The organism is Tautonia sp. JC769, assembly GCF_040717455.1.
Lineage (GTDB): Bacteria > Planctomycetota > Planctomycetia > Isosphaerales > Isosphaeraceae > Tautonia.
The window spans coordinates 73510-99183 of sequence record NZ_JBFEFH010000024.1; the positions used below are offsets into that span (position 1 = coordinate 73510).

Annotated in this window: 23 protein-coding genes; 16 read left to right on the top strand and 7 right to left on the bottom strand. The window is 69.3% G+C overall.

All coding sequences use genetic code 11. The features are described from left to right. Nucleotides 1-139: 139 nt before the first annotated feature. Complete coding sequence (locus AB1L88_RS20710; protein WP_367098599.1) at nucleotides 140-1387, bottom strand: RNA polymerase sigma factor; 1248 nt, start codon at nucleotides 1385-1387, stop codon at nucleotides 140-142. A gap of 889 nt (nucleotides 1388-2276) precedes the next feature. Between AB1L88_RS20710 and AB1L88_RS20715 the strand changes: the two genes are divergently transcribed. After that, nucleotides 2277-2891, top strand: coding sequence for a helix-turn-helix domain-containing protein (locus tag AB1L88_RS20715; RefSeq protein ID WP_367098600.1), 615 nt, complete (start codon nucleotides 2277-2279; stop codon nucleotides 2889-2891). Nucleotides 2892-2985: 94 nt separating this feature from the next. Here AB1L88_RS20715 and AB1L88_RS20720 read toward each other — a convergent pair whose 3' ends face one another. Beyond that, entirely contained in the window at nucleotides 2986-4206 is a 1221-nt protein-coding gene (locus AB1L88_RS20720) for a glycosyltransferase family 1 protein (RefSeq protein WP_367098601.1), read from the bottom strand. A 777-nt stretch (nucleotides 4207-4983) separates the two neighbouring features. Between AB1L88_RS20720 and AB1L88_RS20725 the strand changes: the two genes are divergently transcribed. The 15 genes from AB1L88_RS20725 (at nucleotide 4984) to AB1L88_RS20795 (ending at nucleotide 21686) form a co-directional block, all read left to right on the top strand. Continuing rightward, the gene (locus AB1L88_RS20725; RefSeq protein WP_367098602.1) at nucleotides 4984-6279 is read left to right on the top strand and encodes a glycosyltransferase; all 1296 of its coding nucleotides are present in this window, start codon (nucleotides 4984-4986) and stop codon (nucleotides 6277-6279) included. Between the two features lie 129 nt (nucleotides 6280-6408). Continuing rightward, nucleotides 6409-7470 (top strand): glycosyltransferase, encoded by a 1062-nt coding sequence (locus AB1L88_RS20730; RefSeq protein WP_367098603.1) that lies wholly within the window; start codon nucleotides 6409-6411, stop codon nucleotides 7468-7470. Between the two features lie 53 nt (nucleotides 7471-7523). Beyond that, complete coding sequence (locus AB1L88_RS20735; RefSeq protein ID WP_367098604.1) at nucleotides 7524-8396, top strand: ABC transporter permease; 873 nt, start codon at nucleotides 7524-7526, stop codon at nucleotides 8394-8396. Beyond that, complete coding sequence (locus AB1L88_RS20740) at nucleotides 8393-9697, top strand: ABC transporter ATP-binding protein (RefSeq protein ID WP_367098605.1); 1305 nt, start codon at nucleotides 8393-8395, stop codon at nucleotides 9695-9697. The genes AB1L88_RS20735 and AB1L88_RS20740 overlap by 4 nt, the downstream gene beginning before the upstream one ends. A gap of 80 nt (nucleotides 9698-9777) precedes the next feature. Then, nucleotides 9778-10716: a sulfotransferase gene (locus AB1L88_RS20745; protein ID WP_367098606.1), complete on the top strand. Its 939-nt coding sequence runs from the start codon at nucleotides 9778-9780 to the stop codon at nucleotides 10714-10716. Next, nucleotides 10713-11468: a methyltransferase domain-containing protein gene (locus tag AB1L88_RS20750; RefSeq protein WP_367098607.1), complete on the top strand. Its 756-nt coding sequence runs from the start codon at nucleotides 10713-10715 to the stop codon at nucleotides 11466-11468. Before AB1L88_RS20745 ends, AB1L88_RS20750 begins: the two co-directional genes overlap by 4 nt. 31 nt (nucleotides 11469-11499) lie before the next feature. After that, nucleotides 11500-12315, top strand: a complete 816-nt coding sequence (locus AB1L88_RS20755) for an FkbM family methyltransferase (protein ID WP_367098608.1) — start codon at nucleotides 11500-11502, stop codon at nucleotides 12313-12315. A 977-nt stretch (nucleotides 12316-13292) separates the two neighbouring features. Beyond that, nucleotides 13293-14291, top strand: coding sequence for an aldo/keto reductase (locus tag AB1L88_RS20760; RefSeq protein WP_367098609.1), 999 nt, complete (start codon nucleotides 13293-13295; stop codon nucleotides 14289-14291). Nucleotides 14292-14394: 103 nt separating this feature from the next. Further along, complete coding sequence (locus AB1L88_RS20765) at nucleotides 14395-14874, top strand: MarR family transcriptional regulator (RefSeq protein WP_367098610.1); 480 nt, start codon at nucleotides 14395-14397, stop codon at nucleotides 14872-14874. Between the two features lie 68 nt (nucleotides 14875-14942). Beyond that, nucleotides 14943-15641, top strand: coding sequence for a pirin family protein (locus AB1L88_RS20770; RefSeq protein ID WP_367098611.1), 699 nt, complete (start codon nucleotides 14943-14945; stop codon nucleotides 15639-15641). Between the two features lie 88 nt (nucleotides 15642-15729). Further along, nucleotides 15730-16347, top strand: coding sequence for an NAD(P)H:quinone oxidoreductase (wrbA, locus tag AB1L88_RS20775; RefSeq protein WP_367098612.1), 618 nt, complete (start codon nucleotides 15730-15732; stop codon nucleotides 16345-16347). 58 nt (nucleotides 16348-16405) lie between these two features. Next, complete coding sequence (gene ycaC, locus AB1L88_RS20780) at nucleotides 16406-17038, top strand: isochorismate family cysteine hydrolase YcaC (protein WP_367098613.1); 633 nt, start codon at nucleotides 16406-16408, stop codon at nucleotides 17036-17038. Between the two features lie 73 nt (nucleotides 17039-17111). Continuing rightward, entirely contained in the window at nucleotides 17112-18971 is a 1860-nt protein-coding gene (locus AB1L88_RS20785; RefSeq protein ID WP_367098614.1) for an amidohydrolase, read from the top strand. A 259-nt stretch (nucleotides 18972-19230) separates the two neighbouring features. Continuing rightward, nucleotides 19231-20499 (top strand): alkene reductase, encoded by a 1269-nt coding sequence (locus AB1L88_RS20790; protein WP_367098615.1) that lies wholly within the window; start codon nucleotides 19231-19233, stop codon nucleotides 20497-20499. Next, the gene (locus AB1L88_RS20795) at nucleotides 20496-21686 is read left to right on the top strand and encodes an MFS transporter (protein ID WP_367098616.1); all 1191 of its coding nucleotides are present in this window, start codon (nucleotides 20496-20498) and stop codon (nucleotides 21684-21686) included. The genes AB1L88_RS20790 and AB1L88_RS20795 overlap by 4 nt, the downstream gene beginning before the upstream one ends. Before the next feature lie 91 nt (nucleotides 21687-21777). On the opposite strand, the gene AB1L88_RS20800 is transcribed toward AB1L88_RS20795, so the two are convergent. The 5 genes from AB1L88_RS20800 to AB1L88_RS20820 form a co-directional block, all read right to left on the bottom strand. Next, nucleotides 21778-22332 (bottom strand): pyridoxamine 5'-phosphate oxidase family protein, encoded by a 555-nt coding sequence (locus AB1L88_RS20800; RefSeq protein ID WP_367098617.1) that lies wholly within the window; start codon nucleotides 22330-22332, stop codon nucleotides 21778-21780. 65 nt (nucleotides 22333-22397) lie between these two features. Beyond that, the gene (locus AB1L88_RS20805) at nucleotides 22398-22955 is read right to left on the bottom strand and encodes a DinB family protein (RefSeq protein WP_367098618.1); all 558 of its coding nucleotides are present in this window, start codon (nucleotides 22953-22955) and stop codon (nucleotides 22398-22400) included. Between the two features lie 197 nt (nucleotides 22956-23152). Beyond that, the gene (locus AB1L88_RS20810; RefSeq protein ID WP_367098619.1) at nucleotides 23153-24187 is read right to left on the bottom strand and encodes an aldo/keto reductase; all 1035 of its coding nucleotides are present in this window, start codon (nucleotides 24185-24187) and stop codon (nucleotides 23153-23155) included. Nucleotides 24188-24249: 62 nt separating this feature from the next. Continuing rightward, a complete protein-coding gene (locus AB1L88_RS20815; protein WP_367098620.1) occupies nucleotides 24250-25029 on the bottom strand; it encodes an SDR family oxidoreductase in 780 nt (259 codons plus the stop codon). Between the two features lie 91 nt (nucleotides 25030-25120). Then, the gene (locus AB1L88_RS20820; RefSeq protein WP_367098621.1) at nucleotides 25121-25606 is read right to left on the bottom strand and encodes a MarR family transcriptional regulator; all 486 of its coding nucleotides are present in this window, start codon (nucleotides 25604-25606) and stop codon (nucleotides 25121-25123) included. Between the last annotated feature and the right edge of the window lie 68 nt (nucleotides 25607-25674).

The following is a 25674-nucleotide window of genomic DNA, read 5'->3' on the forward strand; positions in this document are numbered from 1 at the left end:
ACGTTTCGCGGCCACCCTCCGGGGAATCGGGGCGCCGCCCGTTCGGTTTCCCCCTGGTCGATCGGCAGGGTCGCCAATCGACACGGCCCCTCGATTTTTTTCGCAGGCCGGTCAGCCGGCCGCCGGGGCCTCGCAACCGTCAGAGGCTCGCCAGTCGCTTTTGCAGGAACCGGCGTTCCGGGCCTTGCTGGGCAAGGTCGAGCGCGCGGTGATAGGCGGCGATCGCCTCGGCCCGCCTGCCCAGGCGGCGGAGCAGGTCGGCCCGGGCGGCGTGCGCCAGGTGGTACGAGGCCAGGTCGCCGCCCTCCAGGATGGCGTCGATCAGCCCGAGGCCGACGTCCGGCCCGTCTCGCATGGCCACGGCGACCGCCCGGTTCAGGGCGACGACCGGCGAGGGGTGGATCGCCAGCAGCACGTCGTAAAGCGCCGCGATCTGCCGCCAGTCGGTCGCCCCGGGGGTCGGGGCCTCGGCATGGACGGCGGCGATGGCCGCCTGGATCGCATAGGGCCCGGCGGCCTGGGAGGCGAGCGCGCGGGCGACCAGGGCGCGGCCCTCGGCGATGAGCCGGGCGTCCCAGCGGGATCGGTCCTGGTCTTCGAGCAGGATGATGTCACCCGCCCGGGTCGCCCGGGCCTCCCGACGCGATTCCTGCAGGAGCATCAGCGCAAGCAGGCCGATTGCCTCGGGATCGGGCAGCAGGCCCGCGACCAGCCGTCCCAGCCGGATCGCCTCTCCCGAGAGGTCGGCCCGGGTCAGGGCGTCGCCCGCCGAGGCCGAATAGCCCTCGTTGAAGACGAGGTAGATGACGGCAAGCACCGACTCGGTCCGCTCGGGGAGTTCCTCCGCCGAGGGGATGACGAACGGGATGCGGGCGTCCCGGATCTTGGCCTTCCCCCGGACGAGTCGCTGGGCCATCGTGGCCGGAGTGGTGAGGAAGGCGCTGGCGATCTCGTCGGTCGTCAGCCCGCAGACCTCGCGGAGGGTGAGCGGGATCTGCACCTTGCGGTCGATCGCCGGGTGGCAGCAGGTGAAGATGAGCCGGAGCCGGTCGTCCTCGACCTCCTCGGCGGCCCGGGCCGCGTTCGCCTCGGCGATCTCCGAGAGCCGCCCGGCCAGCTCGGGCTGCAGCTCGGCGAAGTGCCCGCGCCGGCGGATCGCGTCGATCGCCTTGAATCGCCCGGCCGAGACGAGCCACGCCCGGGGGTTGCCGGGGACGCCGTCCCTCGGCCACCGCTCGATGGCCGCGGCGAAGGCCTCGTGCAGCGCCTCCTCGGCGAGGTCGAAGTCGCCGATCAGGCGGACCAGGGTGGCGAAGACCCTGCGCGACTCGGCCCGGTAGACCTCATCAACCCGAAGCCCGACTCGATCCTCCAGGCACTCCTCCATGATCCCGGCACTCCGCGACGCCCCCGGATCCGGCCGCCCGCCGCCGAGCAGCCGGGCCGATCGCCCTTACCATACATCTGTGCCCTGTCGCGGCCAAGAGGATTCTGGAAATTTTGTACACTGTGGCCATGCGCCAACTCCCGGGGACGACTCCGTCCGCTCCTCCCCTCCGCCACGGCAGCGTCACCCGGCGATCACCACGAGACGATCGTTCCGTACGACCCCTTCGAGGTCGTGGACACGAATGATCGGCCACCCGATTCAACCTCCGGCAGGTTGATGAGGGAACACCGCGAGCGGAACACCCCGGGACGAGGTGGACCGATATCCCGTGCTCCTGGATGCCACGTCGTCGTTGGCCTGCAGGCTCGACGCGAAGACTTGCGAACGCCGAGTCGACCTGGAAGGGAGTCCACCCGGTAGGACTCGAACCGACTACCCTCGGTTCCGAAGACGGCTGCCGGTCTTCCGTAAACTCTAATCGAGCAGAGTGTTTACGTCTCGGCTCTCCCTCGCAGGCGGCGCGTGGGCAGCGCGCCATGCCAAATGCCCCCGATTTGGCAGCGATGATTGACGCCTGGCCGACTTTACCTGGGGCGATTCGGGCTGGGATCATGGCGATGGTCCGGGCTGCATCGAGGTCGGGTTACAGACCGACCCGACTTTGAAGTTTTTCGCCCACCGATCGAGCGTCGATCCGGCATCCAGGCTCACACACGAAGGCCCACCCCGAGCATCCGGGGTGGGCCTTCGTTCGATCAGATCTTCACCCGGCTCAATCTGGCCGGTTTTGTCCTGGATCGTGAACCTCGAGTGGTCGACCGCGGTTGAGTTGCGGCCTGGCCTCGGATCGGTTCTCCCGGAGCGGCAAACAGCTCAGGGGGCCACCATGAAGAAGTACCGAGTTACCCTGACCGATGAGGAACGCCGGGAGCTGCACGACCTGACCGCCGCCGGCAAGGCCGCCGCCAAGAAGCTGGCCCACTCCCGCATCCTGCTCAAGGCCGACGCCGTCACCGGCTCACCAGCCTGGATCGACGACCGGATCGCCGAGGCCGTGGAGGTCAGCAGCGCCGCCGTCGAGCGGGTCCGCCTCCGATTCGTCGAGCAGGGGCTGGAGGCGGCCCTGGTCCGCAAGCCGCAGGGCCGGCCCAGCCGGCTGACGAAGCTCGACGGACGGGCCGAGGCCCGCCTGGTCGCCCTGGTCTGCTCAAAGCCGCCCGACGGCCGCAAGGCGTGGACGATGAAACCGCTGGCCGACACGCTCGTCGAGCTGCAGGTCGTCGAGTCGACGCGGGTCGTGGCCGAGCATGGCCGAGATCGAGCTGTTGGTGTTGGCGAGGCGATTCCTGGACCGGCGGATCGAGTCGAAGGAGGAGGTATCGGCGTGGGAGGACGAGCGGTACGGCCGAGGGGTCGTGATCCGGGGGCAGTTCACCACGGCCGCCGGCCGGATCAAACTCCGTTGACTCTACCCCACAACTCAAGAGTGGCGGACCAGTAGGCTGTCGCTGCTGGCTTGGCCCCTGATGAGCAGAGGCGTCCGTCCGGTGTCGGTGGTGCGAGGGCTGGGCAGCGGGTCGGGTTTCCGCGACCGCTCAATGCTTTGCATCGGGCAGGGTCGAGACGAGGGCAAGGCTCCGTTGCGGCCTGAGACGCAAGCGACGCAATATGTCTCGGAAGTGTCGGTAGGAGGATCGGATCGCCCGAGCGGCTCGGAACGACCGTGAGACCGACTCGCGGTGATGCTCTGCACGAGCCTGGTAGATCTGGTCGTGCATGTCGAAGGCGAGGAAGCGTCGGGCGGGGCCGTCGATGCGGAGCGATTCCTGGCGACGGACCGAGGTCGGGTCGCGCAACAGCGACTCGTAGACCTCCAGGTAGTGAGCGATGGTCGAGGCGGGGGACCAGTATCGCTCGACCCACGTGCGACCTTCCTGTCCCAACTCGCGGAGGGCTTCGGGGTGGCGGAGCAGCTCGACGAGGATCGCCTCGGCCTCTTCGAGCCGGGCGTTGATGAACGGGGACTGGAACGCCCCCGAGATCTGGCGAAGGACCGTCTCGATGCGGGGGTCGAGGAAGCAAAGGACCGGCTTGGCCTTCGAGAGCGCCTCGATGCCGGAGACGTGGTAACTGCCGGTGATCATGTCGTCGAGGACGAGCCGGCAGCGATTCTTGGCGGCGAGGACTTCAGAGAGCGGCCGGCCGTTGATGACACGCATCGAGCACCCGGAGCGCCTCGCGACCCGCTGCATCATCTCCACCGTCTCCGGGAAGCCTTTGGTGGCCCAGCGGGTGGCCCAGGCACTCGACCGCCTGGTCGGCGTGAAGAGGAGGTCGTGCTGCACCGGCTCGTCGGCGGGGAGGTAGTCGTGATCATTGATCGGCACGACATTCGGGACGACCCGGGCCTGAGGGAAGAACCTCTCGGGATACTGGGCGATGACGATGCTCGGAATCGGCGACCAGATCAGCTGCTCGATGGGGATTCCCATCCTCCGGGCGATCAGCGGGGCGTCGCTGCGGAACTGGCGGACGAACGCCTTGCCCTTGCGGCGGAGTGCCTCGAAATCGATGGGGCGAAACGCTTCGGACTGGTAATCCAGGTAGTTGTGGAAGTGAATGATGTCAGCCTGTTCCGCCAGCTCCAGGGCGAGCTCCGGCTGCTCGTCATGGACGACGTCGTGGGGGTAGACCCCCCAGCGGGTCTGGTCGACGAGGCGGACATCGTGAGGCGAGTGCTCACGAGTCGCCTTGACGAGGCGCCAGGGGCCTCCTGCCAGTCGGGTCGTGGAGAAGTGGACGATGCGCAAGGCCATGGATGTCTCCGGCTGGACCTGACCCCTCGATTGGGTCCCGGTAGAGATCCCGCAACTGCACTGCCGTACCCTCGCTGGTGGGACGTGCGGCTTGAGGATCGGAGAACTCGGGGGGGCGGGTCGCTCCTCCGCCGGCGATCGGCAGGCCCGTTGTGCGGGCGGCCCCTGCGATCTTGCCCTCGGGACCGGGCCATCCCCCGGCCATGAAGGGGGCATCAATCGGGGGGTGTCTCGACGTTATTGTCATCGATCTCCCGATCGAATCCCTGGACCCGGTCACCCGGAGGCCGCCGATCCCCGCGGGGCGATCCGACCGGGCTGGGGGCCATCCTGTCGGCGGGGCCGCGCGATGGTCGGTCGTCTCCGTGGCTCGTTCGATGGCCCCCATGAACTCAGTTTCGCGCGATCCTGTCAACGAGGAACCTGAAATCCGCATCGGATTCGGACCCGCTGTCGAGGTCGGGATGTTGGATCCGGGAAACAGGTTGCGGGGCGATACACTGAGTTGGTTTAATGCTAGCGTCGACAAGCCAACAACCCCCATATTAGGAGATCTGACTCCGCACCGGGAGTGGACCATGCCAGGACGTATCAGTCTCGCCAGAATCCGTTGCTCATGAAATATACGCGAGCGATGATTGATGCCGCGATCCCCGGGACCTGGGTTGGATCACCTGGGAGAGCTGCCCCGGCGCCAGGCGTCGGCCCGGACGACTCCCAGGCGCCTCCCCCGGGGAGGGCTGCCCACCGCCCGATCCCTGGAGTCTTCGACCTCTGATGCGAGTCGCCATCGTCATCGGCAACTTCCCGGTCATCTCCGAGACGTTCGTACTGAACCAGATCGCTGGCCTCATCGATCGCGGGCACGACGTACATATTTACGCGATTGATCAGCTCTTCCGCGACGCGTCGGCGCACCACCCCCAGGTCGAGGAGTATGGGCTCCTGGAACGCTCTCGACTGCTGGCGAGGCCGCGCCCGGGCGTCGGCCGTGTGGGCATCGCCCGACAGGCCCTCGGGCTGGCGGCCCGGCGGTTCGCGTCGAACCCGGCGTGCTTCGTCCGGAACCTGCCCCGGCTCGTTGCACTGGCTGGGGCCCGTGGCACGGCGAAGGTGTTCATCGGCAACCTGTCGGCGATGATGGACCGCGAGCCCTACGATATCATCCATTGCCAGTTCGGGACGCGGGCCCCCCGGGCGATGGAGCTCCGGCGCTTCGGCTCACCCGGGGCCCGGGTGGTCGTCGCCTTCCGGGGCAACGACATCAGCGCCCACGTTCAGCGGTACGGACCGGGTGTCTACGACGAGGTCTTCAGCGACTGCGATTACTTCGTCACCAACTGCGACTTCTTCCGCGATCGGCTCGTCGGGATGGGGTGCGATCCGGAGCGGCTCGAGGTGCTCCGATCGGGGCTCGACCCGGACATCTATCCCTTCGAGGCCCGCCGCCCGGCGGGCGGCGGGCCCGTTCGGATCGCCATGACGGGGCGTCTGGTCGAGAAGAAGGGCACGGAATATGCGATTAGGGCGGTTGCCCGGCTGCTCCGGGAGGGCAAGCCGCTCGAGTTCCGGGTCATGGGTGATGGGGAACTGAGGGACGACCTGCGGCGGCTGATCGACGAACTCGGCGTCGGGGGCTCGGTGCACCTGCTCGGGCCCAAGCGGACTCCAGAGATTGTCGAGGAGTTGCTGCGGTCCCACCTGTTCGTCGCCCCGAGCATCACGGCCACCGACGGGAACCAGGACGCCCCGATCAACGTGCTGAAGGAAGCGATGGCCACGGGCCTGCCGGTGGTCAGCACGCGCCACGGCGGAATCCCGGAACTGGTGCAGGAGGGGGTCAGTGGCTTCCTCGTTGCGGAGCGCGACGCGGACGCCCTGGCCGACCGGCTCTCCTACCTGATCGACCACCCGGAACGTTGGCCCGAGATGGGGCACGCCGGCCGGTCCTTCGTCGAAGCACACTACAACCTCCACCTCCTGAACGATCGGCTCGTCGAGATCTATCACCGGATGCGAGCCCTCCCCCCCGTCCGGGGCCAGCGTCCATCCCGGGTCTCGGAGCCGGCATGATCGGCGGGAGCGGGCCGGCTTGCGGTGGCCACAATGGCAAGTCGAGCCAGAATACTTCGAATGATGGATCACGATCAATCGCCTATTGCTTGAGCCCTGCCGCCCAGGCCCGACCCAGGAGTCACACCCATGCAGGAAGAGCCGCTCGTCACGATCGTTGTCGCACCCCGCGAGCGATTCAGCTACGCCCGGAACTCCCTGGAGAGCGTCCTGGAGCACACGGATCTCCCGCACCGGATCGTCTACGTCGATGGCGGGTCGCCGGGACCTGTCCGACGCTACCTGGCGAAGCGGGCCAGGGAGCGGGACTTCGAGTTGATCCGCACCGAGCACTATCTGTCGCCGAACCGGGCGAGGAACCTGGGCCTGGAGAAGGTCCGGACCAAATACGTCGTGTTCATGGACAACGACGTGGTCGTCACGCCCGGCTGGCTCGGGCCGTTGGTCCAATGTGCCGAGGAAACCGGGGCCACGGTCGTCAGTCCCCTGATCTGCCAGGGGTTCCCGCTCCATACCGAAGTGCATTGCGCCGGGGGAGTCTCGGCCATCGAGGAGGAGCAGGCGGAAGACGGGGTGCGGCGTCACCTCGTCGAGCGGATCTTCCTCCAGGGCCGGAAGCTGGCCGACGTGCGCGACCAGATCGAACGCGGGCCGACACGGCTGGCCGAGTTCCACTGCATGATGGTCCGCACCGCCTTCTTTGAGGAACACGGCCCGCTCGACGGCCAGTTGCTCAACCACAAGGAGCACGTGGATTTCTGCCTGACGGTCGAGAATGCCGGCGGAACGGTCTACCTCGAGCCCGACTCGTTGATGACGTATGTCACCGTGCCGCCGATGGAACTGTCCGACGTGCCGTACTACACCCTCCGCTGGAGCGACCACTGGATGCTCGCGAGTCTTGAGAGGCTGCGGACGAAGTGGGATCTGACCTACGACGCCTACTTCGAGAAGCGCATGACGATGATGGGGGCCCGCCGGTTCTCGGCGATCATCCGGCCGATGGTCAGGAAGGTGACCCGGCACGGCAGGTATCCCAAGGCCGCCCGCAAGCTGGAGGCCTGGATGCGTCGCGCGGACCGGAAGGTCAATCGGCTGATGACCGACCGCTACGCCCGGCGCCACTTCAAGGGGGAGTCGATCCCGACGCTGTCGCAGCCGGTCTCTTCGAACGCTGTCCGGGCCTCGTGAGCCGGGGCTCCTGGAGAGCCCCCCAACGTCCCTCCCCGAGGAGCACCACCCGGATGCAATCACCTGGCGCTCACCCCGATCGGCGTCGGGTTGTCCTCTACACGGCCGATAGCGGCCTGAGGCGACCCGGCGCAATGGTGAGGGAGATGTTCGAGGATCTCGCGTCTTCCCGAGGTCTGGCATGGCAGCTGCTGATCCGCGACATCCGCGCCCGGTATCGCCAGTCGTTCTTCGGGATCGCCTGGGCCTTCCTGCCGGCCATCCTGATGGCGATCGGCTGCACCGTTGCCAACCGCACCAGGGTCGTCGACTTCGGAGAGACGGACATCCCCTATCCGGCCTACGTCCTCATCGGCATGGTCTTCTGGCAGACGTTCGTCGATTCGGTCAACGGCCCGATCACCGGCGCGTCCGGAGCGTTGAAGATGCTCTCCCGGATCAAGTTCCCCCGGGAGGCGGTCATCCTCTCCAAGGTGGGTGAGGCGCTGTTCGACTTCCTGGTGAAGCTCATCCCGGTCGTCCTGGTCATGGTGTGGTACGGGATCGCTGCCCCACCGACGATCCTGCTGGTGCCGGCGTCGCTGCTGTTGCTCGTCGCGTTCGGGGCGGCGATCGGGACCCTGCTTGCCCCGATCGGGCTGCTCTACCAGGACGTCTCGAAGGGGTTCGGCCTGATCACCCGGGCCTGGCTGCTGCTGACCCCGGTGATCTACGCCATGCCCGGCCCCGGCACCTTCGGCACGATCGTACGGCTCAACCCCGTCACGCCGCTGCTGATGACCACGCGGGAGTTGCTGACCACCGGATCGGTCTCCGATCCCTTGGCGTTTGCCGTCGTGGCAGGACTGACCCCAGCCGTCCTGCTCGGCTCCTGGGTCGCCTTCCGACTGGCCATGCCCCACGCGATCGAGAGGATGACCTCATGACGATGGCCGCCCAGGCGAGTCCACCCCCCGACGTCGGAGCAGAACCGACTCGACCCGACCCCGACGTCGTGATTTCCGCCGAGGGGCTTCACAAGCGATTCTGCCGCGACCTGCGACGCTCGCTTTTCTACGGTGTCGCGGACGTGGCCGGCGAGCTGACCGGCCGGCGTCGGGCGCGGCACTCGCTGCGTCGCGGCGAGTTCTGGGCGCTGCGGGACGTTTCCCTGGAGCTGCGCCGGGGCGAGGCGCTCGGGCTCGTCGGCGCCAACGGCGCCGGCAAGAGCACGCTGCTCCGGATTCTCAGTGGCGTGATCAAGCCCGACGCCGGCAGCGCGCGGCTCGTCGGTCGCGTCGCCCCGCTGATCGCCCTGGGGGCGGGCTTCAACCCGATCCTGACGGGGCGGGAGAACATCTACGCCAACATGTCCATCCTCGGCCTGTCGAAGGCCGAGATCGACGACCGGTTCGAGGACGTGATTGCCTTCGCCGAGGTCGACGACGCGCTCGACGCGCCGGTTCAGACGTACAGTACGGGGATGGCCGCCCGGCTGGGCTTCGCCTGTGCCATCCACATCGAGCCGGACATCCTGCTGATCGACGAGGTCCTGTCCGTCGGCGACACCCGGTTCCGCATGAAGTGCCGACGTCGGCTGGTCGAGCTCCGGTCGCGGGGCACGTCCTTCATCATGGTCTCGCACAACGCCTACTCGCTGCTGAACGTCTGCGAGACGGCGATCTACCTGAAGCGGGGGGAGGTCGTGACCTCCGGAGACGCGGAATCGGTGCTGAGGCAGTATGAGGAGGAACTGAGCCTCGGCGGCGACATCTCCGACGCAGGAGTGCTGCACCTCCCCGAGCGGCCGATCGAGGAGAGCTACGGCCTGGACATCCGATCGGTCCGCTTCCGTGGCCCCGATGGCGAGCCGATCGACGGGCCGGTCTGCGGCGAGCCCGCCACCCTCTGTGTCGACGTCTTCGCCCATCGGCCCGTCCCCGAGGGCGACATGGCCGTCATGGTTAACGCCCTGGTCGGGGAGTCGGACCGGCTGTTGAGCATGAGCACGAACCTCGACTCCGTGTCCATCTCGATCCCGGCCGGCCGCTCAGAACTGCGGCTCCACCTCCCGTACTGCTGCATTGCCCCCGGCCGCTACAGCGCCAAGATTGCCGTTCGTGAGGCCCTGGACACCTATGATCAGGTCGACTCGTTCCGGTTCACCGTCAAGGCGAGCCGTGTCCTGAGCCGGTCGGCCTTCTTCCAGCCAAGGCGCTGGGAGGTCGGCGAGGCCCAGAGCCCCTGAACCCGCAGCCCTCGCCCCTCTGGTCGATCCGCCTTGATCCCTGTCAGGCCTCCGACGACGACCCCCTGGAGACCCCAACGGTGCCCGTCGCGATGCAGACCGAGAAGATGAGCCGATCCCCGGGCGGTCGCCTCCCGAACTTCCTGATCATTGGGGCCACCAAGTGCGGCACGGAGAGCCTCTTCCGCTTGCTGAGCGACCACCCCGAGGTGTTCATGCATCCCCGGAAGGAGCTACGCTTCTTCACCGAGGAGCACGCCTGGGGGAATGGCCCCGAATGGTATCGGGCGCAATTCTCGGCGGCGGGCGACGCGAGGGCTGTCGGTGAGTCCTCCAACTCCTACACGCGAGACCCTGTCTACCGGGGGGCCCCAAAACGCATCCATCAGCTGCTTCCAGACGTTCGGATGATTTACGTGATCCGGCACCCAATCAAACGAATCGAATCGCACTACCGTCACCGGCTCGTGACCGGGATCGAGTGGCGGAGCCCGGAGCGGGCAATCCGGGAGGACCCGAGTTACGTGGCGGCAAGCCTCTATGGTCATCAACTGGAGCAGTACCGCCGCTTCTTCCGGCCCGAGCAGTTCCTCATCCTGAGGTTCGAGCAGCTCATCTCGGAGCCGTTGCCGTCGCTCCGGCGAATCTGCCAGTTCCTCGGCATCTCGGAGGCCCCAGGCGTGGGGTTTCCGAGGGCCAACGTCACCTCCGAACGGACAGTCGCGCCGGCGATCCTCCGGTACTTCGCCCGGTTCCCGGCCGCCCGGGATCGCGTCAAGTCGGCGGTGAAGTCTTACGGACGATCAAGGTTTGCACGCTTCGCCCCGAGGGCGAGTGATCCGGCCTTCTCCCTGCCCCAACGGATCGACGACGAGCTTCGATCGACGTTCCGGGCCGATCGGGAGGTGCTCTCACGGCTGGTCGGGGAACAATTCGACGAGTGGGACCTCAATGCCGGCCCTCTCGCCGGGGGGATGCTCCCCGGCCGGGACGAGGCCGGAGGAGTGACACGCACATGATCGACGAGAAGCCAGAGGAGGCGGGCGCCCTGACTCCCGCGGTGCCGAAGGTCGGCGACACGATCGCCGCCCCGAACGCGCGTTGGACGTTCGGCGGTGACGTCGCCCAGCACTTCGAGCAGCATATCGAACGATCGGTACCTTGCTATCGCGAGGGCCATGAGATCGCCGCGGCCCTCTCGGATTTCTTCCTCTACGACGGCGCCGTCGCCTACGAGCTCGGCTGCTCGACCGGCGCGCTGTCCCGCCGGCTAGCCGAGCGGAACGCGGCGAAGGACGTCCGGATCATCGGGCTCGAGGTCGAGGAGGCGATGGTCGAGGCCGCCCGGGCCTCCTGCGCCGGCCTGAGGTCGGTCGAGATCCGGGAGGCGGACGTGGTCGACGTCGACTTCGAGCCGTCGGATCTGATCGTCTCCTACTACACGATCCAGTTCATCCGCCCAGCTCGCCGCCAGCAGCTCTTCGACAAGATCTATGCGAGCCTCAACTGGGGGGGCGCCTTTATCATGTTCGAGAAGGTCCGGGCCCCGGATGCTCGCTTCCAGGACATGATGAGCGCCCTCTACGTCGACTTCAAGCTCGAACAGGGGTTCGAGGAACGAGAGATCGTCCACAAGAGCCGTAGCCTCAAGGGCGTTCTCGAGCCGTTCTCGACCCAGGGCAACATCGATCTGATGCGTCGCGCCGGCTTCGGCGATATCATGACCGTCTTCAAGCACCTTTGCTTCGAGGGGTTCCTGGCCATCAAGTGATGGTTGAGGAAGGCCGGAGGTTCGTATTCCCATGAGCGTCTTGATGTCGGGGGCTCGGTACTTCGCCCGGGTCGTGATCGGTTCTGTCAGCCCGTTGGGGTACGAGAGGTTGCGACAGACCTTCGGTCGCCGTCGACCCGAGCCCCAGCCCGCCCCGCCTCCCGGGCCGTTGCCGCCCTATGGATCGACGGTCACCATCGATGGCATCACCATGCGGATCGACCCCCGGATGTCGGAGTTCAACATCCGCAAGCTCCTTGACGGGCGGCACACCGTGCACGAGCGCCGCCTGCTGGCCGAGGTCCTTGAGCCGGATGACATCGTCATGGAGCTCGGCGGCGGCATCGGCATGGTGGCCATCGCCTGCGCGAAGGCGACCGGTCCTGGCCGCGTCTTCTCCTACGAGCCGAACCCGACGCTCGAGTCGCTCATCCGGGAGAACTACGCCCTCAACGGCGTCGAGCCCGAGTTGAAGTCTTGCATGCTCGGCCCGGAGCCCGGCCACCGCGAATTCCACATCTCGGACCGCTTCTCGCGCTCCTCGATCTTCGACACCGATGGGAGGGGCACGACGATCATCCAGGTGCCGGTCCTCTCCTTCAACGACGAGGTGGCCAGGATCCGGCCGACGACGCTCATCGTCGACATCCAGGGCGGCGAGGTCGAGCTCTTCGAGTACGCCGACCTCAGTTCGGTCCGGAAGCTCCTGCTCGAGACCCATACCAAGATCATTGGCGAGGACGCGGCGGAGGCCATCCGAGGGCGTCTCCGAGGCTTGGGCTTCGTCGCGAAGCATCAGTCTGGGAACTCCACCCTGTTCATCCGACAGTCCGGGGATCCTGGCTGATCGACCAAAGCGTCACCAGCGACGCCGGCCTGATCGATCCCCATGATCGTGGTCCGAAACCCGGGGTCCACGATACCGTACAAGTCGAGAAGTCCCGAAAAGCCGCATTGCCCAATTGGCGTGCCACCTTGCAACGTGGCGTGGATGACTGCGTCCCTTTTCTGCCACAGAATCATCCCCTAGCATCGCCTTGAGGGGCTCACGCGAGGAGAGATCGGTAGCTCGCCAATCGCAAGCATGCAAGTCGGCGATTGGCGAGGGAACAATCGACAGAATCGTCACCTGGAGTTTTGGGCACCAAATTTCGGGAAAAACGACAACGCCGACCGAGGCGCAAAGATGGCAGGCTCCAGGATTCCCCGATTGCCGCACTGGCCCCGACTCGACCCTCGGGCCATTTTGCGGGTTACGATCGAGAGAGTGAGGCGACCATCGTTCCGAAGCGCGAGACGGCACAATGGCACAGATCGCCACACCCTCGCCCAACGATGACGAGCCTTGAGCAACTCGATGTCGGCGTTCGGGAGGGCCCCGAGGAACGCTCCCCGCCAGGCCCAGGGCCTGCCCGGCAGGGGTTTCTCGGGCTCGACGACGATCACGTCGGCCCCGTCCACCTGGAAGTCATGGCGGGCGAGGCCGTTTTACCGGCTGACGGCCCCCGGGAAGGGGGCGGGCTCGTCGGCCCCGGCCGTTGGGGAGAGGATGAGGATCGAAACGACGGCGACCACGGATGTCATCGTCGTCCTCCACGCACGCCCGGAGGGCGGGGCGGCCTCGTGTCTCGTATGACGGAGGCCCGGATCAGACCCGCCGCACCTGCCCGGTGGAGCCCGCCGCATCAGTCGCCCGACCACGGAGTCGTTCCATCGGCCTGAGATCGACGGCCTGGCGAACGTCATGCGGCCTGCCGTGTCCATCCGATATCCGGCCGGGGTCGGGTATCATGCCGACTGCCGACCGTCACGATGGAGACGAGCATGAAGCGAAGAGAACTGGGCCGCAGCGGGATCGGGGCCTCGGCGATCGGCCTGGGCTGCTGGGGGATGTCCGGCTCCTACGGACCCGCCGACGAGGCCGAGTCGGTCGCCACGCTGAACCTCGCCCTCGACCTGGGCGTCACCCTCATCGACACCGCCGACTCCTACGGCGACGACGGCCACAACGAGTCCCTGATCGGGCGTGCCCTGGAGGGCCGACGCCACGAGGCGGTCGTCGCCACCAAGACCGGCTTCGTCCGGCGACCGGGGCCGGAGGGTCAGTCGGTCGTCGAGGTCGATGGGCGGCCCGGCCGCATCCGATCGGCCTGCGAGGCGAGCCTGGCCCGGCTGCGGGCCGACGTGATCGACCTCTACTACCTGCACCGGGCCGACCCGGATGTGCCGATCGAGGAGTCGGTCGGGGCCATGGCCGATCTCGTCGCCGCCGGCAAGGTCCGGGCGATCGGCCTGTCGGAGGTCTCCGAGGCCACGCTGCGGCGGGCGCACGCCGCCCACCCGATCGCCGCCCTCCAGTCGGAATACTCGCTCTGGACGAGGGAGCCGGAGGCGACGGTGATGCCGGCCTGCCGGGAGCTGGGGATCGCCTTCGTGCCCTTCAGCCCGCTGGGCCGGGGCTTCCTCACCGGCACGCTGACCGATGCCCAGCGGCTCGCACAGGGCGACTGGCGGGCGACGAACGCCCGCTTCGCCGGGGGGAACCTGGCCCGCAACCTCGCCCTGCTGCGGCCCCTGGAGGAGGTCGCCCTGGCCCACGGGGCGAGGCCGTCTCAGGTCGCCCTGGCGTGGGTGCTGTCCCGAGGGGAGCAGGTCGTCCCCATCCCCGGCATGAAGCGGCGGAATCACCTCGACGAGAACGTGGCGGCCGTCGACATCGAGCTGACGGCCGAGGAGCTCGCCCGTCTCGATACCGCCTTCCGGCCCGGCGTGGCCGTTGGCGACCGCTACAACCCCGAGCAGGCCCGCTGGCTGGGCCGGTAACCATCGACTTGGAGCCGGTCCCCACCGGTGGACCCCTTGACTCGCATTTCGTTGGCGCGTAAACTAACGACATAACGATCAAGTTGCGGGCGGGAGACAGGCCATGGCGGAGGGTCGATTGCAGGAGGAGCTGAAGAAGAAACGGCCGTTCGACTCGCTGGAGCAGGAGGCGACGCTGAGCATCGCCCGCACGGCCGACCGCCTGGGCATCTGCTTCTCCCGGCTGTTCCGGGAGCACGGCCTGACCCCCTCGCAGTACAACGTCCTGCGCATCCTCCGGGGAGAGGGCAAGCCGCTGCCGATCCTGGAGGTCGCCGACCGCCTGATCGCCGCCGTCCCGGGCATCACCGGCCTGATCGACCGGCTGGAGGGCATGGGCCTGGTCTGCCGGGAACGCTCGACCGAGGACCGCCGGGTCGTCTTCGCGGCGATCACCCCGAAGGGCATCGACCTGCTGGCGAAGCTGGACGAGCCCGTGGCGGCCCTGCACCGGCGGCTGGTCGGCCACCTCTCGCCGGCGGAGCTGGGGGAGCTGATCCGGCTGCTGGAGAAGGCCCGCCGGACGCTCCCCGAGCCCGACTGACCTTCTTTAATTTTTTTGCGGTGTTAGTTAACACGTCATTTATCGGCGTAAAAGCCAAGGAGCGATCCATGATCCGGGTCCGCAAGTCGGGCGAGCGGGGCCACTTCGACCACGGCTGGCTCGACACGTATCACACCTTCTCGTTCGCCCGGTACATCGACCGCCGCCACATGGGCTTCCGTGCCCTGCGGGTCATCAACGAGGACCGGGTGGCGCCGGGGCGGGGCTTCGGCACGCACCCGCACAACGACATGGAGATCGTCACTTACGTCCTCTCCGGGGCGCTGGAGCACCGGGACAGCCTCGGCACCGGGAGCGTCATCCGCCCCGGCGAGTTGCAGCGGATGACCGCCGGCACGGGGATCACGCACAGCGAGTTCAACCCCTCCGACGCCGAGCCGGTCCACCTCTACCAGATCTGGCTGCTGCCGGAGCGGGAGGGGCTGGAGCCGTCCTACGAACAGCGGGCCTTCCCCGAAGAGGAGCGGCGGAACCGGCTGCGGCTGGTCGCCTCGCCCGACGGGGGCAACGGCTCGCTGACGATCGGCCAGGACGCCCGGCTCTACCTCGCCACGCTGGACGGGGGCCGGGTGGTCTCCCACGAGCTGGCACCGGGCCGCCATGCCTGGCTGCAAGTCCTGCGGGGCGGCGTGGACTTGAATGGCGTCGGCCTGGAGGCCGGCGACGGGGCCGCCATGGGCGAGGAGCCGGGCCTGGCGATCCGGGCCGACGGGCCGTCGGAGGTCTTGCTGTTCGACCTGGCGTGAGGACCGTTCAGGAAGTGAAGATCCCGGGTCCGCCGTCATCGGAGACCGGCGGCCATCATCCCGTATCTCAAGAGCAGGAGCGTTCGTCGTGAAGATCCAGGTCGTGTTCTACAGCATGTACGGCCACCTCTACCGGATGGCCGAGGCCGTCGCCGAGGGCGCCCGGCGGGTCGAGGGAGCGGACGTGGCGCTCTATCAGGTGCCCGAGCTGGTCCCCGAGGAGGCCCTGGAGAAGAGCGGGGCGAAGGCCGCACGGGCGGCGTTCGCCCACGTCCCGGTCATGGAGCCGGACCAGCTGGCCGAGGCCGACGCCATCCTCTTCGGCACGCCGACCCGCTTCGGCAACATGTGCGCCCAGATGCGCAACTTCCTCGACCGCACGACGAGGCTCTGGCTCTCGGGCGCCCTCGTCGGCAAGGTGGGCAGCGTCTTCGCCTCCACGGCCAGCCAGCACGGCGGCCAGGAGACGACGATCACCAGCTTCCACACCACGCTGCTGCACCACGGGATGATCATCGTCGGCGTGCCGTACTCCGAGCAGAAGCTCGTGCAGATGGACGAGATCGGCGGCGGGACGCCCTACGGGGCCACCACGCTGGCCGGGGCCGACGGCAAGCGGCAGCCGAGCGCCATCGAGCTGGAGATCGCCCGCTTCCAGGGTCGCCACGTCGCCGAGATCACCCGACGCCTCGTGTCCGGTGAATGAGTCCCCCGAGCCCCCGCAACCCGAGTCCACGCATCCCTCGAACCCGACGGAGAATCCCATGTCCAACTCGCCTTCGATCCCCTCCCGGCTGTCGGTCGACGACGCCGCCGTGCTGCTGATCGACCACCAGTCGGGCCTGCTCTCGCTGGTGCAGGACTACGGCCCCGACGAGTTCCGCAACAACGTCCTGGCCCTGGCCGAGACGGCGAAGTTCTTCGAGCTGCCGACGATCCTCACCACCAGCTTCGAGCAGGGGCCGAACGGCGTCATCATGCCCGAGCTGAAGGCACTCTTCCCCGACGCCCCGTTCATCGCCCGCCCCGGCCAGATCAACGCCTGGGACAACGAGGAGTTCGTCGCCGCCGTGAAGGCGACCGGCCGCAAGCAACTGATCATGGCCGGCGTGGTGACCGACGTGTGCGTGGCGTTCCCGGCCCTCTCGGCGCTGCGGGAGGGGTACGAGGTGTTCGTCGTCGCCGACGCCTCGGGGACGTTCAACAAATCCGTGCGGGACGCCGCCCTGATGCGGATGCAGCAGGCCGGGGCGTCGATGACGAGCTGGTTCGCCGTGGCCGGCGAACTCCAGCGGGACTGGCGGCGGGACATGGAGGGCCTCGCCCGGCTGCTGGGCGACCGGCTGCCTGCCTATCGCAACCTGATCACGAGCTATCAGGCCGCATCCAGCCGGTGAGCGATCCCTGGTGAGGTCTCCGGCGGCCCCTCGGCGGGGTCGCCGGGTGACGCCGGAACCCGAGGAGCGAGCCATGAACCGATCCGAATTCGCCGGAGAGCCGGCCGAGGCGATCCTCCACAATGGGCGGATCGCCACCCTGGACGATCAGCACCCCTTCGTCGAGGCCGCCGCCGTGCGGGGCGGCACGTTCGTCGCCGTGGGCAACGATCGGGACGTGCTCGCCCTCCGGGGCGACCGGACGCAGGTGCTCGACCTGCGGGGCCGCACGGCGGTCCCCGGCCTGAACGACTCGCACATCCACCTGATCCGGGGCGGGCTGAACTTCAACCTGGAACTCCGCTGGGACGGCGTGCCGAGCCTCGCCGACGCCCTGCGGATGCTCCGGGAGCAGGCCCGCCGCACGCCGCCGCCGCAGTGGGTCCGGGTCGTAGGCGGCTGGACCGAGTTCCAGTTCGCCGAGCGCCGCATGCCCACCCTGGACGAGATCAACGCCGCCGCCCCCGACACCCCGGCCTTCGTCCTGCACCTCTACGACCGGGCCCTGCTCAACCGGGCGGCCTTGCGGGCCGTCGGCTATACCAGAGACACGCCCGACCCGCCCGGCGGCGAGATCCGGCGGGACAGGGCCGGCAACCCGACCGGCATGCTGATCGCCCGCCCCAACGCCACGATCCTCTACGCCACGCTGGCCAAGGGGCCGGCGCTGCCGCCGGAGCACAGGGAGAACTCGACCCGGCAGTTCATGCGGGAGCTGAACCGCCTGGGCGTCACCAGCGCCATCGACGCCGGGGGCGGCTACCAGAACTACCCGGAGGACTACCAGGTCATCGAGGCGCTGCACCGCCGGGGCGAGACGACCGTCCGGGTCGCCTACAACCTGTTCACCCAGCGCCCGAAGGAGGAGTTCGACGACTTCTCGAAGTGGGTCGGGATGACGAAGCCCGGCGACGGGGACGACTTCTACCGCATGAACGGGGCGGGCGAGATGCTCGCCTTCTCGGCGGCCGACTTCGAGGACTTCCTGGAACCGAGGCCGGATCTGGACGCCTCGATGGAAGCGGATCTGGGCAGGGTCGTCCGCCTGCTGGTCGAAAATCGCTGGCCGTTCCGCCTGCACGCCACCTACGACGAGTCGATCGGCCGGTTCCTCGACGTGTTCGAGTCCGTCGACCGGGACATCCCCTTCGACGGACTGCGCTGGTTCTTCGACCACGCCGAGACGGTCACCGAGCGGAACCTGGAGCGGGTCCGGGCGCTCGGGGGCGGGATCGCCGTGCAGCACCGCATGGCGTACCAGGGCGAGTACTTCCTCGACCGGTACGGGGCCGATGCCGCCCGGCGGACGCCACCGATCGCCACGATGCTCCGCATGGGCATCCCGGTGGGGGCCGGCACCGACGCCACCCGAGTGGCCAGCTACAACCCGTGGGTGGCGCTGTACTGGATGACGGCGGGCCGGACCGTCGGCGGCACGCCGCTGTACGGCGAGGACAACCGGCTGGGCCGCACCGAGGCCCTCCGCCGGTACACCGCCGGGAGCGCCTGGTTCTCGGGCGAGGAGGGCACGAAGGGTCGCATCGCCCCCGGCCAGCTCGCCGACCTGGCGGTCCTCTCGGCGGACTACTTCTCGGTGCCGGAGGCGGAGATCAAGGCGATCGAGTCGGTGCTGACGGTGGTCGGCGGCCGGGTCGTGTACGGGGCCGGGGAGTTCGCCGGGCTGGCCCCGCCCCCGCCGCCGGTGCTGCCCGAGTGGTCGCCGGTGGGGGCCTACGGCGGCGATCACCTGGGCGACCGCCCGGAGGCCCGCTCCGTCGTCGCCCCGGCCCAGGCGTGCCGCCATCATGGGCTGCTCCACCGCCTGCTCGACACGGCCCGCCGGGGCGGGCAGGACCGCCCCTTCGGGCTCGGATGCGAGTGCTTCGCCTTCTGACCGCTCACGGCGGAGGAGTGGGTCGTCGAGGCGGGGTTGCCCCCCTTCGACGACATCGTGGCCGGGGTGGAGCGGGGACCGCCGAGGCGAACCAGGTCGCTGCCGGACGCCCCTCCGCCCCCCCACGCCAGGCCGGAGGCATGGGCCCGGATCGGCGGGAGGCACGTCGGGAGCGCCTCGGGACGCCCACGACGTGCCGAAGTCGTCCGGGTGTCGTGGCAAGCGATCGAGTTCACGAAAGGGACGGGGAGACCGAGCCATGCGGGGACAACCGGGACTCTTCACGCCGGTGCGGGTCGGGCCGCTGGAGCTGCCGAACCGGATCGTCATGTCGCCCATGACCCGCATCCGGGCCGACGAGGGCTGCGTCCCCGGCGAGCGGATGGTGCGGTACTACGCCCAGCGGGCCTCGGCGGGGCTGATCATCACCGAGGGGACGCACCCCAGCCCCATGGGCCGGGGGTACACCTCCCCGCCCGGCCTGCACACCGAGGAGCAGGCGGCGGGCTGGCGACGGGTGACCGATGCGGTTCACGACGCCGGGGGCCGCATCTTCGTCCAGCTGATGCACGCCGGGCGGGTCTCCCACTCGTCGCTGCTGCCGGGCAATGCGCTGCCGGTCGCACCGTCGGCCGTCGCCGTCTCGGGGGAGATCCACACCTTCGCCGGGAAGGCGCCGTTCGAGACGCCCCGCCCGCTGGAGACGGCGGAGATCCCCGCCGTGGTCGGGGAATACCGACGGGCGGCGGAGCTGTCCGTCGCCGCCGGCTTCGACGGGGTGGAACTGCATGCGGCGACCGGCTACCTGCCGAACCAGTTCCAGGTCACCGGGTCGAACCGCCGCACCGACGCCTACGGGGGCTCGCTGGAGGGGCGGACCCGCTTCACGCTGGAGGTGATCGAGGCCCTGTGCGAGGTGCGGGGGGCCGATCGGGTCGGCATCAAGGTCGCCCCCGGCTTCACCGTCAACGACACCTTCGACGACGACCCGGCCGAGACCTATACCCACCTCGCCCGGCAGTTGGACCCGCTCGGGCTGGCCTACCTCCACGTCGGCTACGACAGCGGCTACTCTCGGGGGACCGCACCGCCGTTCAACCCGGTCGATCTCCTGCGGTCGGCCTACACCGGCACGCTGCTGGCGGTGGGCGGCTTCACCTGGGCCTCGGGGCGGGAGGCGATCGAGGCGGGTCGGGCCGACCTCATCGTGTACGGCCGGCCGTTCATCGCCAATCCGGACCTCGTGGAGCGATTCCGGCTCGACGCCCCCCTGGCCGCCGGGGACGTGCGGACGTTCTACGGCGGCGACGACCACGGCTACACGGACTACCCCACGCTGGCCGAGCAGGGCTGGTCACGGGAGACCCCCTGGCCGGGCATCGGGGCCGACGCCGGGGATCGCCACCACGCCCGGGCGAGTCCGATGCCAGCCCGCCCACGAACCCCGGAGACCGGCCCGGTGGCGGAGGCCACGACGCCGGGACGATCGGATCGGGAAACACGCCTTCCTGGACATAAGCACTCATGATCGGACGACGCACCCTGTGGGCCCTGGCCGTCGGCAGCGGCCTGTCCGTCGCCAACCTCTACTACGCCCAGCCGCTCCTGGCCGACATGGCCGCCGACCTCGGCGTCCCCGACCGGCGCATGGGGACGGTCGCCATGCTCTCGCAGGTCGGCTACGCCGCCGGCATGCTCCTGTTCGTCCCCCTGGGCGACCGGCTGGAGCGGCGGTCGTTCATCCTCACGACGCTCGGGGCCGTCACGATCGCCCTGCTCGGCGTGGCGGCCGCACCGGGCTACCCCTGGCTGGCCGCCGCCAGCCTGGCCGTGGGCGTCACCACCATCGCCCCGCAGCTGCTCGTCCCCTTCGCCGCCCACCTGGCCGCCCCGGAGGAGCGGGGCCGGGTGGTGGGCACGGTGATGAGCGGCCTGCTCATCGGCATCCTCGCCGCCCGGACGGTCAGCGGCGTGGTGGGAGAGCACCTCGGCTGGCGGGCGATGTACGCCCTGGCCGCCGCCCTGATGGTCGGCCTCGCCCTGGCGCTGCGGGCGCTGCTGCCCCGTTCCCGGCCGGAGCACTCGACGATGAGCTACCTCGGCCTGCTGCGGTCGCTCGGCGGGCTGCTGCGGGAGGAGCCCGCACTGCGGCAGTCGTGCCTGTTCGGGGCGGCCGGCTTCGGGGCCTTCAGCGCCTTCTGGACGACCCTGGCCTTCCACCTCACCGGCCCCCCCTTTGGCTACGACGCCGGGGTGGTCGGGATGTTCGGCCTGGTGGGCGTGGCCGGGGCGTTGGCCGCCCCGCTGGCGGGCCGGCTGGCCGACCGCCGCAGCCCCCGCACGACGATCGGGGCGGGGCTGGCCTGCGTCCTGCTCGCCTTCGCCGTGTTCCTGGGCCTGGGCGAGTCGCTGTGGGGCCTGGTGGGGGGCGTGGTCCTGATGGACCTGGGGGCGCAGTCGGCGCACATCTCGAATCAGTCCCGCATCTTCGCCGTGCGGCCCGAGGCCCGCAGCCGGATGAACACCGCCTACATGGTCGCCGCCTTCGTCGGCGGGGCGATCGGCTCCTACTGCGGCGCCTGGGGCTGGGGCCTGGCCGGCTGGCGAGGGGTCTGCGTGGTCGGCCTGGCGATGACGACGGCGGGCCTGATCGCTTTCGCCGCCACGTCCCCCCGGCGGCGGGCGCCCGCCGTGACCGTCGGCGGCGATGCGTGACGGGCGTGCCTCGGGGGAGCGGGGGGCTCCCGGCCGGGAGGTCGGCGATGACCGACTCCCGGACGCCCCGCCGACTCCATGAGGATCGGCGTCAGTCCCGAACGCCCCGGAGTCCGGGCAGCCCGTCGATGCTCTCCCGGTTCTTGCGGGCCTTGTAGTCCTCCATCGCCTCCGGCCCCTTGTTCTCGGCGTAGGCGATCAGCTGGGACCGCTCGCCCTTGAACTCGTAGAGCGGCACGGCATAGCCGCAGGAGTCGGCGACCCGCTCCACGTCCACGACGACCACCGATCGGACGCCGGGGTAGTCGGGGAAGCCGGCGATGAGATGATCCCACTCGCCGTCACCAGGCTCGACGACCCGGCCCCGCCCGTAGAGCCGCACGATGAGCGGGCGGCCCTTGAAGGCGCAGAACATGATCGTGATCCGGCCGTTGTCCCGCAGGTGGGCGACCGTCTCGATGCCGCTGCCGGTCAGGTCGAGGTAAGCCACCGTGTGCGGACCGAGGATGCGGAAGGTGTCCAGCCCCTTGGGCGAGACGTTCAGGTGGCCTTGCGGGCCGGTCGGGGCGGTCCCGACGAAGAAGACGTGCTGCCGGCCGATGAATCCCGCCAGTTGGTCGTCGATGCCGTCATACACCTTGCCCATCGGGGACTCCAATCCAATCCAGGAGGGGGCGATCACGCCGTCGCTCCCGTCGTCGCAGCGGCCGATCAGGCCCCGCCCCTCAGCTCGGGCGGCACGCCCGACGGCTGCCGGAAGGCGTAGCCCTCGCCCAGTTGCAACCGGGTCAGGTGCAGGATCTCCTGGGCGTGCCCGTGCAGGTGGGTCAAGGTCTGGAGGACGACGCCGAGCACCGTCTTCTCGGCCGTCCCGGCGAGGAGTTGATCGCGACAGGTCTCGGCGAGCCGCTCGGGCGTGAGACCGGCCAGGATCTCGTCGGCCCGGCGGGCGGCCTCCTCGAAGCGGCGGAGCAGTTCCTCCTTCGGGATCGGCCCCCGCTCGGTGAACTCGCCGAAGCGGTCCCGGCCGTCGGGCTCGCCGCCGATGACCGAGCCGAACCGCTGGCGGAGGTTGCCGGCCAGGTGCAGCAGCAGGTTGCCGGCCGAGTTCATCCCCTCACGAGGCCGCCACCAGACCTGCTCGTCGTCGAGCTGGCCGACGCCGTGCCGGATCAGGGCGACGGCCGTCTCCAGGCCCGTCCGGGCCTCGGCCACGAAGTCCTCCGCCACGGCGACCCGATCGCCGGTCGATCCCCCTGCCTCGCCCATGACTCGCCTCCTCGCCGGGATCAATCGCCCTGCCACACTCCCCCACGGGAGCGATTCTCTCCCAGGCGGATACGGCGGGCCAGGCCCCGCCGTTCGACCGGGGCACGATCCTCGCCCCGACGGGGGTGACACCCCGAGCCGGGGGGAGGTTCGCCCCACGTCGCCGATCGGGGCGGCCCCCCATCCCGGAGCCCGGCTCAGGCGTCGATGCGGTCGATCATCCCGCCATAGACCAGCGACTTCACCATCTCGTTGTCGTAGAAGTCGTGGGGGAAGCCCAGGCTGATCCGGCTGGCCTCGTCGAGCCGGGCGAGATGCTCGGGGCCGATCGTCAGGTCGAGGCAGGCCAGGTTGTCCCGGAACTGCTCCGGCCGCCGGGCCCCGATGATCGGGATGACCGGCACGGGACGCTGGCGGAGCCAGGCCAGGGCGACCTGGGCGGGCGACCGGCCGACCTCTCGGGCGACGGCCACGACCTCGGCGGCGATCGCCTCGGGCCGCTCCCGGCCCTGGGCGAATTGCTTCATCATCTCGCTGTTCATCCGGGCGTCGGCCTCGGCCCGGCCCTCGACGTACTTGCCGGTCAGCAGGCCGCCGGCCAGCGGCGACCAGGCGGTCACGCCGATCCCCAGCGCCTCGGCCATCGGCAGCAGCTCCCGCTCGACCGTCCGCTCCATCAGGCTGTATTCGATCTGGAGGCCGACGAAGGGGGACCAGCCCCGCAGCTCGGCCAGCGTGTTCGCCCTGGCGACCGCCCAGGCCGCCATGTCGGAGACGCCAGCGTACAGGATCTTGCCCTGCCGCACGAGGTCGTCGAAGGCCCGCATCACCTCCTCCAGCGGCGTCATCCGATCCCAGACGTGGAGCCAGTACAGGTCGATGTAGTCGGTCTTCAGCCGCTTCAGGCTGGCCTCGACCGCCCGCATCATGTTCTTGCGGTGGTTGCCGGCGGCGTTGGGGTCGGTGCCGGGGGCGGCGTTGGTGTACTTCGTCGCCAGCACGGCCGAGTCCCGGCGGCCCTGGAGGAACTCCCCCAGCAGCGTCTCGCTCATGCCCTGGGTGTAGACGTTGGCCGTGTCGATGAAGTTGCCGCCGGCCTCGAAGAAGGCGTCGAGGATCGTGCGGCTCTCGTCCTTCGACGAGCCCCAGCCCCAGTCCTCGCTGAAGGTCATCGTCCCGAGGCACAGCTCCGAGACCCGAAGGCCCGAGTTGCCGAGCAGCCGATAGCGCATGGTCCGGTCTCCGTCCTGAATGAAGTCCTTGCAATCGAGATGAGGCGGTCGGGATTCGTCGCTCAGTCGTGGCCGGGTGCCACCAGGCCGAGCCCGCCGCTGGCCTCGAGGTATTGCCCGGTCACCCAGGCCGAGTCGTCGGAGGCCAGGAACGCCGCCGCCCTGGCGATGTCATTCACCTCGCCGATCCGACCCAGCGCCGTCCTGGCCGAGTAGATCTCGACGAGCCTCGGGTCGTCCCGCATCGAGGCGTTCAGGTCGGTGGCCGTCAGGCCGGGGGCCAGCGTGTTGACCGTGATGCCCCGCCGGCCGAGTTCGATCGCCAGGCCGACGGTGAAGTTGTCGATCGCCGCCTTGGTCATGCAGTAGGCCATCGCCATCGGCACCGGGTTGCGGGAGAGGTTCGACGAGACGTTGATGACCCGGCCGCCGTCCCGAAGGCGGGGGAGGGCGTGCTGGACGGCGAAGAACGGCCCCTTGACGTTGGTGGCGAAGACCCGGTCGAACGCCTCCTCGTCGGTCGAGCCGACCGTGAGCATCTCGGCGATCCCGGCGTTGTTGACCAGGATGTCGAACCGGCGGTCGCCCCGGCGGGCGTCCAGCTCGGCGTCGAGCGCCTCGAAGAACCGGCCGACCTGCTCGACCGATCCCACGTCGGCCGGGAGGGCGAACGCCTCGCCGCCGGCCGCCTCGACCTCCCCGACGACGGCTCGGGCCGCCTCGGCGTTGCTCCGGTAGTTGACGCAGACCAAGGCCCCGTCTTGAGCCAACCGCAGGGCGATGGCCCGGCCGATGCCCCTCGATCCCCCGGTCACGACGGCGACTTTCCCTTGGAGACCCATCACGACGCTCCCCCAGTCAGGTACGGACGATCTCCGGGGCCGCCCACGACGACCGTGGCGGCCTCTCCCCGGCGATCGGATTCCCATCAGCTCAGGCTTCGGGGGCCTCGCCGTTGCCGACGAGCCGCCCGACGATCCGGTCGAAGGTGATGACCTCGCCCCTGTCCAGCCGCCCCAGCCGCTTGCCCAGGGCAAGGCTCAGCGCCTCCCTGCCCCGCCGCAGCGCCTCCCGCCCCGCCTCCGTCTGGACCAGGCGGAACTTCCGCAGGTCTCCCGGCTCGGGCTGGCGGATCACGAAGCCCCGCTCCTCCAACTGCTTGACGAGGTACGTCACCGTCGGCGGCGGCAGGTGCATCCGGCGGGCGAGCACGGCGGGGAACGGGTGCTCCCCGACCGCCTCCAGCAGGAAGAACGCCTTGGCCGACAGGCCCAGCGCCTCCAGCGCCGGCTCCGAGTCGTCCACGACGGCCTGGATCAGCCGCCAGAGGTTCGCCATGATCCCGCAGGAGTCCGGCCCGCACTTCTCGCCGCTCGCCGACATGATAGGCGTCGCCCATTCGAGAGTCAAATAGTTCAACAACGGAATTATATCCGGTCGCTCCGACGGACGCACGCCCGTCCGGCGTCCCCCGCCCGTCGGGCTCG